Origin of the sequence: Rhodococcus gordoniae, from assembly GCF_001646655.1 — a bacterium.
Lineage (GTDB): Bacteria > Actinomycetota > Actinomycetes > Mycobacteriales > Mycobacteriaceae > Rhodococcus > Rhodococcus gordoniae.
Window position 1 is genome coordinate 1 of sequence record NZ_LPZN01000022.1, and the last position, 15,144, is coordinate 15,144.

The following is a 15,144-nucleotide window of genomic DNA, read 5'->3' on the forward strand; positions in this document are numbered from 1 at the left end:
GCTCCGGCCGGAGCGCCGCCTTTGTGGTCTCCTGGAACTGTCGTAACCTAAACCTCTACTTTAGAGTTAGGTACAGCCCGTCCGGGTGTCACGACCCACAGGAGGAGAACCCCACATGAGCCGCAGACACCGTCACCGGATGCGCCGCTTCTCGGCCGCCGCAGCCCTCACCGTCGCCGCAGGCCTGACGCTTCCCGCCGTCGCCGTGGCCGAGCCCGCCCCTGCAGAGCCGGCAGCACCGGCGCAGGCGCCCGTCGAGAGCCCGCTCGGGGCCGCCCTCGAAGCGCTCCGCGCACTGCCCGGCGTCGATCCCACCGCTATGGCCGCGGCCGAAGCCATTGCGAACGCACGAGGAAGTGCGGTCGACGCCGCGGAATCGACCCCGCTCGGCGCCTACGAGGACGGTATGGAATTCCTTCGCCGCCTCGGCGTCGAACCGTTCCTCTACCCCACCGGCGCACCGTTCTGCACGGCCGACGGCGACCTGCCGTTGGGCATCGTGCCGGCCGTCGCGGGCGCACTCCCCGGCCCATGGCCCGACTCCGACATCCCCTTCGCGTCGGAGAACCTGAACGTCGTCGCCCCCGCCGAGACGCTGTTCGCGTTCGTTCCCGTCGGCCTCGGGGAAGACGCCGACGCCTCGGGCATCCAGCTCGCGTGGTTCAACGTCAACACCTTCCAGGGCGGTTTCGTGCCGATGGGCACACCGGAGGAGGCTGCGGCGGGAGCGGTTCCGGCCGGCATCGGCGAACCGGCACGCAGCATCATCGAGAAGGCCGTCACGAGTTTCATCGCCGACACACTGCCTATGGGCGGGGTGCGGGTCGCGCCGGTCGAGACAGGTTCGGGGACCGTGCTCTCCGCCATCTTCGGCACCGTGCAGAACGGCGAGACCTCGTGCTTCTTCCTGCCCACGATCGGCATCGTGGACGTGCCGGCACCCTGACCGGCATCGGAATTCTGCGGCGGGCGGGCCTCAGTCCGCCCGCTGCAGCCGATCGAGCCGGTCGAACACGAGCGTGACGGCGGTGTCCATGTGCGCGAGCACGTCGTCGACCGATTGCCGTCCGGCAACCCAGGCGACCAGCGCCGACATCCACACGTCGGCGATGATCCGCACGGCGTTGAGCACCTCTTCCGTGACGATGTCGATGCCGGACGCCTTCGCGAAAAGAAGGGTGAGCACCTCACCGAGACGATCGAGTTCGGGCGCCGAGGACGCGTCGGCGAACATCGCCGCCCGGATGAGGGCGTCGTAGCGCAACGGATTCTCCGAGACGCGGGGCATCACCCACCGCAGCACCCCCATGAGGCGCTCACCGGCACTGTCGCCGGGAATCTCCGCGGTGGCCACAGCTTCTGCGGCGGTTTCGAATTCGATCACGAGCGCGACGACGAGCAAGTGATTCTTCGACGGGAAATAGCGGTAGACCGTGCCGAGAGCGACGCCGGAGCGATCGGCGACCGCTCGCATCTGCACGGCGTCGTAGCCGCCTTCCGAGGCGAGTCCCTCGGCGGAGGCGATGATCCGCATGTACCGTGCCCGCTGGGCCGGGCGCAGGCCCGCTCCGGGTGACCGGGCGGACCCGAGGGCAGGCCGCGACGTCTGCGCCGGCGCCGGCCCCTCGCCCGCGGTCACCGTCGTCGACTGCTCCGTCATCTCGTCACCTTCCGTCATACCCGTACCGAGGATAGTTCAGGGGGTGCCCCGCCTCTTCGTACCGCTATCGGTCCCGACGGGACAGGCGGGAGGATGTCCCTTCCCTCCGAATGTAGAACGCGTTACATTTTCTCCGTCACCGTCAGGAGAGGGGCAGCTGTGCGTCACGGAATCACCCTGTTCACGAGCGACCGGGGAATCCGGCCCGATGTCGCCGCCTCCACCGCCGAGAGCTGCGGTTTCGACAGTTTCTACGTCCCGGAGCACACCCACATCCCCGTCCGCCGCGAATCCGTGCATCCCGGCACCGGCGACGAGACCCTGCCCGACGACCGCTACATGCGCACCCTCGATCCGTGGGTGGCGCTCGGTCTCGCGGCAGCGGTGACGTCGACGATCACGTTGGGCACCTCCGTCGCGCTGCCCCTCGAGCACGATCCGATCACGCTCGCCAAGACCATTGCGAGTCTCGATCATCTCTCCGGTGGCCGCGTGCACTTCGGTGTCGGATTCGGCTGGAACGCCGAGGAACTCGCCGACCACGGTGTACCACCGAAGAAGAAGCGCACCGCTCTGCGCGAATATCTCGAAGCGATGCAGGCGCTGTGGACCGAGGAGCAGGCCTCCTACGAGGGCGACTTCGTCGCGTTCGGGCCGAGCTGGGCGTGGCCGAAACCCGTACAGCAGCCACGTCCCCCGATCTTCCTCGGCGCCGGTTCCACCGACCGCAACTTCGACTGGATCGTCCGCCACGCCGACGGGTGGATCACCACCCCCAGGGAGGACAACGTCGTCGACAACGTCGCGCGCCTCCACAAGCTCTGGGCCGACGCCGGCCGCGCAGGGGTTCCCGAGATCCTCGCTCTGGCAGGCCGTCACGATACCGAGCAGCTGAAGCTCTGGGAGGACACCGGAGTGACCGAAGTGATCTTCGGCCTGCCCGACCGTTCCCAGGACGACGTCGTCGCCTACATCGACCGCCTCGCCTCGAAACTCGACCACTGATCACCGACCGGAACGGATCCCCATGAGCACCGACCTCCACCCCCTCTCCGCCGATAACGTCACCACCTGGGACCACGAAGCCGACGTCGTCGTCGCCGGTTACGGCATCGCCGGTGTCTCGGCATCCATCGAGGCCGCCCGCGCGGGCGCCGACGTGCTCGTGCTCGAGCGGACCGGCGGGTGGGGCGGGGCGGCCTCGTTGTCCGGCGGCATCGTCTACCTCGGCGGTGGCACCCCACTGCAGAAGGCACTCGGATTCGAGGACACGCCCGAGAACATGAAGGCATTCATGCTCGCTGCGCTCGGGCCGGGAGCCGACGAAGCAAAGATCACCGAGTACTGCAAGGGCAGCGTCGAACACTACGAGTGGCTCGTCGACAACGGCGTGGTGTTCAAGGAGAGCTTCTGGGGCGAACCGGGCTGGGAGATCCCCGGTGACGACGGGCTGATGTACTCCGGCGGCGAGAACTCCGCGCCCTTCAACGAGATCGCGACGCCCGCCCCGCGCGGCCACGTCCCGCAGATGGCCGACAAGCGGACCGGCGAGAAGGGCGGTGGGTACATGCTCATGCGGCCGCTCTCGCAGGCCGCCGAAAGCCTCGGTGTACGAGCCGAATACGACATGCGGGTGCAGCGGTTGATCGTCGACGTCGACGGACGCGTCGTGGGCCTGGCGGCCAAGCAGTACGGCGAGGACGTCCACATCCGCGCCCGCCGCGGAGTCGTCCTCGCGACCGGCAGTTTCGCCTACAACAAGGAGATGGTCGCCTCCTACGCACCGCAGCTGATGGGACGGCCGGGTGCGGCGATCGAGGAGCACGACGGCCGCGCGATCCGCATGGCGCAGGCACTCGGCGCCGACCTCGCGCACATGGACGCCACCGAGGTCGCGTTCTTCGGCGACCCGCAGTTGATGGCCCGGGGCATCCTCGTCGACGGCCGGGGTCAACGATACGTTCCCGAGGACACCTATCCGGGCCGTATCGGTCAGCTCACGTTGCTGAAGAACGACAACCGGGCGTACCTGATCATCGACGAGAAGTCGTACGAGGAGGGTTGTGCGGCAACGAGTTCGACGCCATTCTTCCGTTTCCGGCCGAAGTGGGTCGCGGAGACGGTCGCAGAACTCGAATCCGACATGGAGCTGCCGGCCGGAACGCTGCAGGCCACCGTCGAGGTCTACAACCGGCACGCCGAGAACGGCAACGATCCGGTGCTGGGCAAGAAGAGCGAATGGACCAAACCGATCGGCAGCCCGATCGCGGCGCTCGATCTCCGTAACTGCACCGCCGGCTTCACACTCGGCGGCCTGCGCACCTCGGTGGACTCGGAGGTACTGCACGTGTCCGGCGATCCGATCCCCGGTCTGTTCGCCGCCGGCCGCTGCACATCGGGCGTGTGCGCGTGGGGATACGCGAGCGGCACGTCGCTGGGCGACGGAAGCTTCTTCGGGCGGCGCGCCGGTCTGTCCGCGGCGAAGGGCTCCTGATCGACGGAAGACCGGCGCCCGGCAGCGGAGGCACCTTCGACGGCACCGACCGGTCGCGCGACCTACGCTCTCCGGGCCCGTCGCCTCCGGTCGTTGCGCGACGCGCTGCGCGAGCACGTCGAGGAACTGCGGGAGATCACCATCGCCGAGGTCGACGCTTCCCGATTCCGGTCCCACCGTCGCGGCCGAGAGCATCGGACGACGCGGCCGATGGGTAGGGTGATCCGGGATACACCGCACCACGCGAGAAGAACGGAGACCCATCCGATGTCCCGCACCACCCTGCCCCGCGAGGCGATCGAACTCGCCGAGGCGACACCGGGTTTCATGCCTCAGGACGAGGGAACCGCGTTGCACGAGGCTGCGGTGCAGTACCTCGGTGACGGCGTCGGTGTCGAGATCGGTACGTACTGCGGCCGGTCGACCGTGTATCTCGGAGCCGCGGCGAAGGCCACCGGCGGCACCATCGTCACCGTCGACCACCACCACGGTTCGGAGGAGCACCAACCGGGCTGGGAGTACCACGACCCGTCGCTGGTCGATCCGCACACCGGCCTGCTCGACACGGTCGGTGCCCTCCGGCACACCCTGGCCGACGGCGACCTCGAATCGCACGTCGTCGCCGTGGTCGGCAATTCTCCTGTGGTGGCGTCGTTCTGGCGCACTCCGGCGTCGTTCGTGTTCATCGACGGCGGTCACAGCAGCGAGGCCGCCCGTGCGGACTACGACGGGTGGGCGAAATGGGTGCGCATCGGCGGCGCCCTGATCATCCACGATGTCTTCCCCGACCCGAAGGACGGTGGCCGGCCGCCGTACGAGATCTATTGCCTCGCACTGGAGAGCGGCGAATTCGTCGAGAAGTCCGTGACGTCCTCCCTGCGGGTTCTCGAACGCACCGGCGGAACGGTCGGATCCCTGCCCGGCAGCTGAGTTACGGGACGAGCACCGGGCAGCGTTCGGTGCAGCGGTCGGCTCCCACCTGATGGGCGGGTGCCGCAGAATCCCGGAAGACGGCGTTTCCTCCCGTCGTGCGCGAGAGCGCGTCGGCGGCGAGGATCACCGCCGCACTGGTCCACGAACTGACCTCCACCGGCCATCTCTTGCCGTCGGCGTAGACGAGACCGGTCCAGTACGAACCGTCCGGATCGCGCAGATGCTGCATGGCAGCGAACAATTCGCGCGCACGACCGGAGTGACCGAGAGCATCGAGCGCCAGGACCAGTTCGCAGGTCTCGGCCCCGGTGACCCACGGCCGGTGGTCCACGCAGCGGATCCCGAGCCCGTCGACGACGAAATCCGACCAGCGCTCGGCGATCCGTTCGTGCGCCTCGGTGCCGCGCACCGCTCCGCCGAGGATCGGGTAGTACCAGTCCATCGAGTACTCGGGCTTGGGGGTGAACGCCTCGGGGTGCCGGCGCAGCGCGTGACCGAGACGGATCAGCGCGACCTCCCATTCGGGTTGGGCCTCACCGACCTGCTCGGCGATCCGCAGCCCGCACCACAGACTCTGGTGGATGCTCGAACAGCTCGTGAGCAGGGCCTCGTCGAACATGCCGCCCGCGCCTCGTGCCCATGAGATCTGGCCCCCCGGCAATTGCATGTCGACCACCAGATCGAGTGCGGCGCGCACCGTCGGCCACATGTGCTCGACGAACCTGCGATCGCCCGTCACGAGATGGTGGTGCCACACGCCCACGGCGATGTAGGCCGTGAAATTACTGTCGGTGTCGTGGTTCTCGACGATGTCGCCACGGAACTGGATGGGCCACGAGCCGTCGCCTCGCTGCGTCCGCCGCGACCACTCGAAGGCAGCATCCGCTTCCTCGCGCAAACCGGTGGCGGTCAACGCCATCGCGGATTCGATGTGATCCCACGGGTCGGTGTGTCCACCGGGGAACCACGGGACGGCTCCGGACGGCTCCTGCATCCGCGCGATGGCGCGACCGGTGGCCAGGCACTGCTCGGGCGACAGCACTCCCGGCACCGAGGGCACCGTCACGCGCGCGGAGTCACCGCGCCGCACCGGCTGTTCCCGGCTTCTCGAGGTAGAACACGACACTCTTCCCGATGACGGGGTCGAGGACCTTCTCGGCCGTCCGGGTGATCCACGGCGCCTTCATGAGATCCCAGACCAGCAACCGGTGATACGCCTTCGCCAGTGGATTGTCGTCGTTGTCGACTCCGACGGCGCACTTGAGCCACCAGTACGGCGCGTGCAGCGCGTGGGCGTGATCGGTTCCCGAGACCAGGAGGCCGGCGGCGGCGAGTTTCGCGGCGAGTTCGTCGGCCTTGTAGATGCGGACGTGTCCGCCCTCCACCTCGTGGTATGCGTCCGACAGTGCCCAGCAGATCTTCTCGGGCAGCCAACGCGGGACGGTCACGGCCGCCACACCTCCGGGCTTGAGGACCCGGACGAGTTCGGCGATGGCCCGTTCGTCCTCCGGGACGTGCTCGAGTACCTCGGAGATCAGCACGAGATCGAAGGTCGCGTCGTCGTAGGGCAATGCGAGTGCGTCGCCGACCTCCGCCCGGGCCAGCGCGCCTTCGGGGACCTCACCTTCGAGCTCCATCGCGACGAACATGTCGGCGACGGCCTTCATGTCGTCGGCGTTCTGATCGAAGGCGACGACATCCGCACCGCGTCGATACAGTTCGAACGAGTGACGCCCTGCACCTGCGCCGATGTCGAGGGCCCGTATCCCCGGTACGACGCCCAGGCGGTCGAAGTCGACGGTCAGCATCCGTTCTTCCCCTCTCGGTGCGCGGCAATCGCTCTTTCGTAGACTGCGGCGGTCTTCGCCGCCACGGCCGCCCAGCTGTAGCGTTCGAGCACGCGGTCGCGGCCCTTCGCGCCGAGACGCCGGCGTTCGGCCGGGTCGTCGAACAGGGCCGCGAGCCCTGCTGCAAGCTGCTCGGAGTCGCCCGGGGGCACAAGAAGACCGGCATCCCCGACGACCTCGGGGATGGCGCCGGCCCGACTCGCGACGAGCGGCGTTCCGCACGACATCGCTTCCACGGCCGGCAGCGAGAATCCCTCGTACAGCGACGGCACCGCCGCGATCTCGGCGGAGGCGAGCAGGTCGGCGAGCTCGGTGTCGTCGATCCCCGAGACGGTGCGCACGACATCGCCGATCGCGAGTTCGTCGATGAGTTTCTCGGTCGCACCACCCGGTGCGAGCTTCGAGACGAGGACCAGTTCGATCTCGCGTTCGGTGCGCAACTTCGCGACCGCTTCGAGCAGCGTCGGAACCCCCTTGAGCGGGGCATCGGCGCTCGCGACGCAGACGATCCGGCCGGCGACGCGCTCGGCCTGCCTCGGAGCGAACATCTCCGTGTTCACGCCGAGCGGGATCGTATGGATACGTTCGGATTCGATCCCGAAGGCCGTCCGGATGTCGTCGGCCGAATTCTCCGAGACCGTGAGCAGGGTGGGGAGACGACGCGCCACCTTCTCCTGCATGCGGAGGAATCCGTACCACCGCCGGAGCGTGAACCTGCGGCGGAAGGTGGTGGCGGAGGCCAGATCGAGTTCGCGGTCGCGGGTGATCGGATGGTGGATCGTCGCGACGAGCGGAAGATCCTCGGCGATGCGCAGCAGACCGGAGGCGAGCGACTGGTTGTCGTGCACGACGTCGAAATCACCGAGACGCCCGCGCAGCAGGCGCGCGGCGCGCAGACCGAAGGTACGCGGTTCGGGGAAGCCGGCGGTCCACATGGTGGCAACCTCGAGGACGTCGATCAGGTCGCGGTACTCACCCGGCTTCGGGGTGCGGAACGGGTCGTCGTCGCGGTAGAGGTCGAGACTGGGCACCTTCGTGAGCGTCACGCCGGGATCGAGTTCGGGGTACGGCTGGCCGGAGAACACCTCGACGGTGTGTCCCTGGGCGACGAGTTCGCGAGCGAGATGGCGAACGTAGACCCCCTGACCCCCACAATGCGGCTTGCTCCGGTACGACAACAGAGCTACGCGCACATTCCACCTCGGGTTCCGCTCGGAGGGCCAGGTCTCGGACAGATGTCCACTAGTTGTGTAGGGCACACACTAGAACATGTTTTGTGCCCTCACGATAGCGAGCCGGGGATGGTGCCGTGAGGATCGGCGACACGAGTGGGAGCACCGACCTACCGGACGGGCAGCCGTGACGAACCGACAATACGACGAAACCCCGGTATCGACGTGATACCGGGGTTTCGCCTGGAGCGACCCTGACGGGACTCGAACCCGCGACCTCCGCCGTGACAGGGCGGCGCGCTAACCAACTGCGCCACAGGGCCATGAGGAACCTTCGGTTCCCATAGCATGACCCACCGTATCCGGTGGGTCGGGTCTTGTGAAATTGATGGTTGTTTGCCGGACAACCGTGGTGGCCAGGGCCGGGATCGAACCGGCGACCTTCCGCTTTTCAGGCGGACGCTCGTACCAACTGAGCTACCTGGCCGGATGGCACCCGAACCGAATGCCGATCGTATATCTAGGAGCGACCCTGACGGGACTCGAACCCGCGACCTCCGCCGTGACAGGGCGGCGCGCTAACCAACTGCGCCACAGGGCCATACATATTCACTTCTCACACCAAGATACTGCACACTTCGACGAGGTCGAAGCGTACCCCCTACGGGATTCGAACCCGCGCTACCGCCTTGAAAGGGCGGCGTCCTAGGCCGCTAGACGAAGGGGGCCCGATCGGATTTCTCCGAACCGCACCCTCAACGGGTTTGGCGTTCCGTTGGGAGCTTGGACAGCTTATGCCACGGCATTCCTGATTCACAAATCAGCAGGTCAACCGGCCTATTCGTCGTTGCCGGACCTACTCGGCCACCCCTTCTCCCGCCAGCGCTCGAGCCACTCCTCCGAGGCCATCGCCTCGAGCGGCACCTCCACACAGGACTCGAAGCGCGCACGGACGTCGGTGTCCGGTGCCGTGAGGTCGGCGAGATAGCGCTGACCGGCGAGCGACGACGCGATCGCCGCGACGAAACGACGAAGATCGACATCGGGCCGGAACAAGCCTTTCTCCTGCGCCTCGCGTGCCAGTTCGTAGCCGGCCCGTCCCCACACGACACTGCCCCGCAACCTGACCTCTTCCGCGAACTCGGGTTCGGTGACGAGACGGAACTCCGCGGCGATGACCACATCGTCGTGCAGGGCCGCACCGAGATCGCCGACGAGTCCGTGCAGTCGTTCGAACGGATCGAGACCGGGTACGTCCATCCACTCGGCGACGATCGCGCGGTAGCGCTCGAGTCCCTCGTCGAGGACGGCCCTGGCCAGATCCTCCTTGGAGGCGAAGTGGAAGTACATCGCACCCTTGGTCGCGTTCGACTGCTCGAGGATTGCGTTGATCGATGCTGCAGCGAAGCCTCGCCGCGCAAATTCGGTGGCTGCCGATCGGACGATCGCAGCTCGCGTACGACGAGCACGCTCCTGTTGACGGGGCATGGGGAAATTCAGCCTTCCACGTTCCTCTGTTCCCCCACGAGACAACTCTAGTCTGCCCCCGCGATCCCGCCCACGGGTCGTGTTCGACCGAGTGAAACGAGGAACTTCACACCGGCGAGATCGGGGTTTTCAGAGAACACACCGGGTGGTACGCTTTGTCCGGCTCGGGTGCGGAGCAGGGGGTGAGCACCCGAGCCGTTGTCGTTCCTTCACAGGCGGCACCCACACCACGCGATGTCCGATATCATCGACCGCGCAGTGAGGATGCAGTGTGGTTCCCGAGCGGTACGGGGACGAGCAATGTGGTTACACTGTGCGCCCATGCCCCTATAGCTCAGTTGGTAGAGCTACGGACTTTTAATCCGCAGGTCGTAGGTTCGAGCCCTACTGGGGGCACCGGCAACGCCGGCGTCGTACGCGACGCCGGCGTTCGTCGTTCCGAGGGATGGTTCCCCGTTACACGCGGTGCGATCCGGGCGGGACGTCGTCGGCGCTCCGTCCGAGTTCCTTCCCCGCATCGCGGCGCGCTTCGAGTCGCTCCTGTTCGATCCGGCGCTGTTCGAGATCCGTGCGGGCCTGCTTCAGGTCGCGTCCGCGCTTGCGGTAGCGGGTGAGCGCGACGACGAACACCATCGCGGCCAGCGCTCCGAGGATCGCCCCGATCAGCGTGGCGCCGCGGAAACCCGGAGCGTCCACGTCGAGGATCCGCTCCCCGGCGTGCGCGCCGTTGCCGGTGCCCAGCACGACCGCCAAGGTCATGAGGTTCGGCAGAGCGACCACCAGCGCGAGCACGCCGAGAGTGATCTGCAGTCCGCGGTGGTATCTCCAGTTACGGACCTGCCAGATCCACGCGAGCAACGAGATCGGGATCGCCGTGCAGAGGATGCCGAAGAGCAGACCCCACAGCACTCCCCGTGTGAATCCGCCGTCCGCAAGCCCGGCGATCCGCTGCGCCCACCAGCGTGGAACGAACGCCGCCGACGCGTAATAAGCGATCACGAGCACGATCGCTGCCACGACCACCGTGATGACCTTCCTGGCCCACGGCGGCAACCCCTTCCGCGAAACGGTCTCGACATCGCTGTTCGTCATCCGGAACCTTCCTCGCCGATCGGTACGTGCGTACCTGCCGTACGCATGTCAGCCTACGGACCACCGCTTTCACCGCAGGTCCCTTCGCACTGCGAATTTCACCCGGTACGGTTGCCCGACTTTGTATACGGTGAGCCGCAGGGGTAATCGAACGTTCGCCGTCCGGGGAGGGACATGCGCAGTTTCGTGGATCTGGGCCTGTTCCTGGCCGCTGTCGCTCTGGGAATCGGATCGGTGTTACCCGTGGTCGGCGGAATACGTCCCACCGAGATTCCCCTGGTGGCGTTGCGCGACGGCTTCCCCGCCGGCGACCTCGCGAGTGTCGCGGTCCCGGGTCTGCCGTTGTACGAGTCCCTCGCGGTCCCACTCGTGGTGGCCGCAGCGCTCCTGCTCGCGGCCGCGCTGTTCGACTCGGTGGCGGTCGGGTGGGCCGGGACGCTGATCGGCGTCGCCACGGCGGTGGTGTTCTGGACTCGTCTGTTCCAGACCCACGGTGAGTACGTCGAACTCAACCGCAGCACGACGCTGACCAATCAGAACGGGACCGTCCTCCTGTTCAGCGGCACGCTCGTCGCGCTCCTGTGCTGCCTCGTCGCACTGCGTCGCTCCTCGACGAGTCGCGCCTCCCTGGATTGAGCTACCCCGGACCGAGCCTCCCCCTGCGGCGGGGCCGGTCCCGATACGCTCTCCGCACCGGGTGACCGCTTCGGGACACCCACAAGTCAAGGCAGGAACGATGGCAAGTCTCGACGAACTGATGTCCCGTATCCCGGTCGCGCAGGTGGCGCAGCGACTCGGCGTCGACACAGCGACGGCGGAGACAGCCGTCCGTGCGGCGCTCCCCACCCTCGTCGGCGGTCTCGACGCCAACGCCCGGAACGCGACGGGGGCGGCGTCGCTGCTCTCGGCGCTGGGCAAGCACTCCGACTCGAGCCTGGCCGAGGGTGACGTCGACGTCGACGGGATCGACACCGAGGACGGCGACAGGATCGTCTCCAACGTCTTCGGCGACAACAAGGAGCAGGTGATCTCGACCCTCGGCTCCGTGAACGGTGCGGGCGGGAACGATCTGATCGCCAAGGTACTCCCGATCATCGCTCCCATCGTGCTGTCCTATCTCGCCAAGCAGATCGGCGGTGGCGCGGAAGCGAACTCCGCGAGCACCTCGCAGGGTGGCGGTCTCGCCGATCTCCTCGGAGGTCTGCTGAAGAACGCCGGCGGCGGTTCGGCCCCGGCCGGCGGCGGTCTCGGCGACGTCCTCGGCAGTGTGCTCGGTGGCAATTCGGGTGGTGGTCTCGGCGGACTCCTCGGTGGACTTCTCGGCGGCGGCAAGCGCTGAGAGCCTCTGGAACAACACGTTCCGCTCTTCTCTGTGATGCAGCACGAGCGGGACGGTACTGTCCTCGAGCGTTCCGGACCTGTACCGTGATCCGGGCGATGTGGGGGGCCACTGCACGGTGCGGCCGCATGCAGCGGCGACGATCGGATGATCGGCCGGGCTCCCCTTCTCCGTATGCCGGCGGAGTACACGGACACGATGTGAGGGGTAGAAGAGTATGACGCGAGTCCTGACTCAACTGGAGTTGCTGCGCGAACTGGAGCCTGTAGCCGAAGCCAACCTCAACCGGCACCTCTCGATGGCGAAGGACTGGCATCCGCACGACTACGTCCCGTGGGACGAGGGCCGCAACTTCGCCGCGATGGGCGGTGTCGACTGGGAGCCCGAGCAGTCGAAACTCGGCGAGGTCGCCAAGGCAGCCATGATCACCAACCTCCTCACCGAGGACAACCTGCCCTCCTACCATCGCGAGATCGCCGAGAGCTTCTCCCGCGACGGTGCCTGGGGCACCTGGGTCGGCCGGTGGACGGCGGAGGAGAACCGCCACGGCATCGTCATGCGCGACTATCTGGTCGTCACGCGTGGCGTCGATCCCGTCGCGCTCGAGAACGCCCGCATGGAGCACATGACGAACGGCTTCGCGTCCCCCAACTCCACCGGCATGCTCCACTCGGTCGCCTACGTGACCTTCCAGGAGCTCGCGACCCGTGTGTCGCACCGCAACACCGGACGTGCCTGCGACGACTCGATCGCCGACAAGATGCTCCAGCGCATCGCCGCCGACGAGAACCTGCACATGATCTTCTACCGGAACATCTGCGACGCGGCGATCGACGTCGCACCGGTCCAGACGCTGGCGGCGATCGTCGAGGTGCTCGAGAACTTCCAGATGCCGGGCGCCGGTATGCCGAATTTCCGTCGCAACGGCGTGCTCATGGCCAAGCACGGCATCTACGACCTGCGTCAGCACCTCGACGACGTCGTGATGCCGGTACTTCGCAAGTGGAGGATCTTCGAGCGCGATCTCGGCAGCGAGGCACAGCGCGATCTCGACAAGCTCGGCACCTTCCTCGAGGAGCTGGAACGCCAGGCGGGCCGGTTCGAGGAGATGCGCGACCGCTCCCTCGCCCGGGAGGCCGCGAAGCGCGAGAAGGTGGGCGCGAACGCCTGAGTCCCGTACGGGCGCCGACGCCCGATCGCGACGGAGGTTATCCTGTGCCCGGCGCCGATTTCGGAGCCGGGCACAGTCGCTTCCGCGGTCCTCCACGAACGGGCACGCTATTTCTTTGTCACACAACGGTTTCCAGAGGTACCCATGTCTTCCCTCCGTATCGGCTCGATCGAACTGAACAGCCCGGTCGTGCTGGCGCCCATGGCGGGAGTGACGAACGTCGCATTCCGTACGCTGTGCCGCGAACTCGAACTCGAACGGGCCGGCAGCACGTCGGGTCTGTACGTGTGCGAGATGGTCACCGCACGCGCCCTCGTCGAGCGGCACCCGGTCACCATGCACATGACGACCTTCGGTCCCACCGAGACACCGCGGTCGCTGCAGCTGTACACCGTCGACCCCGACACGACCTACGCCGCGGCGAAGATGATCGTCGACGAGAACCTCGCCGACCACATCGACATGAACTTCGGGTGCCCGGTCCCCAAGGTGACCCGCAAGGGCGGAGGATCCGCCCTCCCCTACAAGCGCAGGCTGTTCGGGCAGATCGTCGCGGCTGCCGTCCGCGCCACGGAGGGCACGAACGTCCCGGTCACGGTCAAGTTCCGCATCGGGATCGACGACGAACACCACACTCACCTCGACGCCGGTCGCATCGCGGCCGCCGAGGGAGCAGCAGCCGTGGCCCTCCATGCCCGGACCGCAGCGCAACGGTATTCGGGAGCGGCCGACTGGGACGAGATCGCGCGGTTGAAGGAACACGTCACCGGCGTACCCGTGCTCGGCAACGGCGACATCTTCGACGCCTCCGATGCGGAGAAGATGATGGCCCAGACCGGTTGCGACGGCGTGGTCGTCGGTCGCGGCTGCCTCGGGCGCCCCTGGCTGTTCGCCGAACTCAGTGCCGCGCTCGGCGGTCGCCCGATTCCCACCCCACCGAATCTCGGTGAGGTGACGCAGATCATGCGCCGGCATGCCGAACTGCTCGCCGACCATCACGGTGAGGACCGCGGCCTGCGCGACATGCGCAAGCACATCGCCTGGTATCTGCGCGGATTCCCGGCCGGGTCGGAGATCCGTAACGGGCTCGCCCGGGTGTCGACGCTCGCCGAACTCGACGATCTGCTGGGCAAACTCGACCACGACGTGCCGTTCCCCGCCGATGCCGAAGGCCCGCGGGGACGTCAGGGTTCCCCGAGCAGCGTCGCGCTCCCCGACGGCTGGCTCGACGACCCGGAGGACACCTGCGTGCCCGAGGGCGCCGACATGATGCACTCGGGAGGATGAGTCCTTCCTCGGGGACTGTCCTGGACGGATTCGCGGATCGACCCACGGATGTCGTGCGTCACAGCCGCGTCACGGTCACATGCGACCGGCGATCAGTATCATTGCGGAGTCCTCGCGACGGTCGCCGCTGAGCGATCGGGTGGACGACGACGGATGACGATGCGGCGCGACCGCAGAAGGAGCAGGTATCGGTGGACGAGGAGCACGAGACAGGATCTCCGGATCCTCGCGCTCCCTGGGAACGACCGATAGCCGACAGCACCTACCGCGAAGCCCGTCCGGGCAGACGCAGCCGCGCAGGTGGGGTGCACCGCTCCGACGAGCCCGACCCCGACTCCGGTCGCCACGAGGGTGCACGCAATCGCCGGGCCGCGGATTCGGACGACCCGGAACAGCTCACCGTCGCCGAACTGCTCGACAAGGTGGGGCGACGATCCGATCCCCCTCCCCGGCCGGATCCGCCGAGCACGTCCACATCGTCGCTGCCTCCGGCACATCCTCGCGGCCCCGAGCCTTCCCGGCACGTGGCATCCGAGGACGAATCCGGACGGGCGGTGCTCCCGCGAAGAACGCCTCCCCCGGTGACGCCGCCGACCCGCTCGACACCGACGAGCCCTCCTGCGCGGCCCGACCCCCACCCTCCGATGCCGCCGGCCCCTCC

At 67.5% G+C, this 15,144-nt stretch carries 14 protein-coding genes, 5 tRNA genes and 1 pseudogene; 10 read left to right on the forward strand and 10 right to left on the reverse strand.

Annotation, left to right across the window (positions count from 1 at the left end; all coding sequences use genetic code 11):
• The first annotated feature begins 115 nt into the window (after positions 1–115).
• Complete coding sequence (locus A8G18_RS11610) at positions 116–946, forward strand: hypothetical protein (protein ID WP_064063997.1); 831 nt, start codon at positions 116–118, stop codon at positions 944–946.
• 30 nt (positions 947–976) lie between these two features.
• Here A8G18_RS11610 and A8G18_RS11615 read toward each other — a convergent pair whose 3' ends face one another.
• Positions 977–1,660: a TetR family transcriptional regulator gene (locus A8G18_RS11615; RefSeq protein WP_064064008.1), complete on the reverse strand. Its 684-nt coding sequence runs from the start codon at positions 1,658–1,660 to the stop codon at positions 977–979.
• 159 nt (positions 1,661–1,819) lie between these two features.
• On the opposite strand from A8G18_RS11615, the gene A8G18_RS11620 reads away from it, so the two are divergent.
• From A8G18_RS11620 to A8G18_RS11630, 3 genes are all read left to right on the forward strand, one after another.
• A complete protein-coding gene (locus tag A8G18_RS11620) occupies positions 1,820–2,665 on the forward strand; it encodes an LLM class F420-dependent oxidoreductase (RefSeq protein WP_064063998.1) in 846 nt (281 codons plus the stop codon).
• A gap of 22 nt (positions 2,666–2,687) precedes the next feature.
• A complete protein-coding gene (locus A8G18_RS11625) occupies positions 2,688–4,154 on the forward strand; it encodes an FAD-dependent oxidoreductase (RefSeq protein ID WP_064063999.1) in 1,467 nt (488 codons plus the stop codon).
• Between the two features lie 267 nt (positions 4,155–4,421).
• Positions 4,422–5,084 (forward strand): class I SAM-dependent methyltransferase, encoded by a 663-nt coding sequence (locus A8G18_RS11630; RefSeq protein WP_064064009.1) that lies wholly within the window; start codon positions 4,422–4,424, stop codon positions 5,082–5,084.
• A 1-nt stretch (position 5,085) separates the two neighbouring features.
• Here A8G18_RS11630 and A8G18_RS11635 read toward each other — a convergent pair whose 3' ends face one another.
• The 8 genes from A8G18_RS11635 to A8G18_RS11670 all read right to left on the reverse strand — a co-directional run bounded on the left by A8G18_RS11635 (position 5,086) and on the right by A8G18_RS11670 (position 9,594).
• Positions 5,086–6,177: a glucosidase family protein gene (locus A8G18_RS11635; RefSeq protein WP_064064000.1), complete on the reverse strand. Its 1,092-nt coding sequence runs from the start codon at positions 6,175–6,177 to the stop codon at positions 5,086–5,088.
• Positions 6,164–6,895, reverse strand: a complete 732-nt coding sequence (locus tag A8G18_RS11640) for a class I SAM-dependent methyltransferase (protein WP_064064001.1) — start codon at positions 6,893–6,895, stop codon at positions 6,164–6,166. Before A8G18_RS11640 ends, A8G18_RS11635 begins: the two co-directional genes overlap by 14 nt.
• Entirely contained in the window at positions 6,889–8,127 is a 1,239-nt protein-coding gene (locus A8G18_RS11645; RefSeq protein ID WP_064064002.1) for a glycosyltransferase family 4 protein, read from the reverse strand. Before A8G18_RS11645 ends, A8G18_RS11640 begins: the two co-directional genes overlap by 7 nt.
• A 228-nt stretch (positions 8,128–8,355) precedes the next feature.
• Positions 8,356–8,429: transfer RNA gene (locus A8G18_RS11650), tRNA-Asp, on the reverse strand.
• Positions 8,430–8,516: 87 nt separating this feature from the next.
• Positions 8,517–8,593, reverse strand: a tRNA-Phe gene (locus A8G18_RS11655).
• A 40-nt stretch (positions 8,594–8,633) separates the two neighbouring features.
• Positions 8,634–8,707, reverse strand: a tRNA-Asp gene (locus A8G18_RS11660).
• A gap of 54 nt (positions 8,708–8,761) precedes the next feature.
• Positions 8,762–8,834 (reverse strand) — tRNA-Glu (locus A8G18_RS11665).
• 109 nt (positions 8,835–8,943) lie between these two features.
• Complete coding sequence (locus tag A8G18_RS11670; protein ID WP_016932276.1) at positions 8,944–9,594, reverse strand: TetR/AcrR family transcriptional regulator; 651 nt, start codon at positions 9,592–9,594, stop codon at positions 8,944–8,946.
• A gap of 323 nt (positions 9,595–9,917) precedes the next feature.
• On the opposite strand from A8G18_RS11670, the gene A8G18_RS11675 reads away from it, so the two are divergent.
• Positions 9,918–9,990 (forward strand) — tRNA-Lys (locus A8G18_RS11675).
• A 60-nt stretch (positions 9,991–10,050) separates the two neighbouring features.
• Here A8G18_RS11675 and A8G18_RS11680 read toward each other — a convergent pair.
• Positions 10,051–10,686 (reverse strand): hypothetical protein, encoded by a 636-nt coding sequence (locus tag A8G18_RS11680; protein ID WP_064064003.1) that lies wholly within the window; start codon positions 10,684–10,686, stop codon positions 10,051–10,053.
• A 174-nt stretch (positions 10,687–10,860) separates the two neighbouring features.
• Here A8G18_RS11680 and A8G18_RS11685 point away from each other — a divergent pair, with 174 nt between their 5' ends.
• The 5 genes and pseudogenes from A8G18_RS11685 to A8G18_RS23210 form a co-directional block, all read left to right on the forward strand.
• Entirely contained in the window at positions 10,861–11,322 is a 462-nt protein-coding gene (locus A8G18_RS11685; protein ID WP_064064004.1) for a hypothetical protein, read from the forward strand.
• 100 nt (positions 11,323–11,422) lie between these two features.
• On the forward strand, positions 11,423–12,025 hold the full coding sequence (locus A8G18_RS11690; protein WP_064064005.1) for a DUF937 domain-containing protein: 603 nt from the start codon (positions 11,423–11,425) through the stop codon (positions 12,023–12,025).
• A gap of 217 nt (positions 12,026–12,242) precedes the next feature.
• The gene (locus A8G18_RS11695; protein WP_064064006.1) at positions 12,243–13,196 is read left to right on the forward strand and encodes an acyl-ACP desaturase; all 954 of its coding nucleotides are present in this window, start codon (positions 12,243–12,245) and stop codon (positions 13,194–13,196) included.
• A 144-nt stretch (positions 13,197–13,340) separates the two neighbouring features.
• Positions 13,341–14,483, forward strand: coding sequence for a tRNA dihydrouridine synthase DusB (gene dusB, locus A8G18_RS11700; protein ID WP_064064007.1), 1,143 nt, complete (start codon positions 13,341–13,343; stop codon positions 14,481–14,483).
• Between the two features lie 191 nt (positions 14,484–14,674).
• Positions 14,675–15,144: pseudogene (locus tag A8G18_RS23210) on the forward strand (hypothetical protein); the annotation flags it as partial.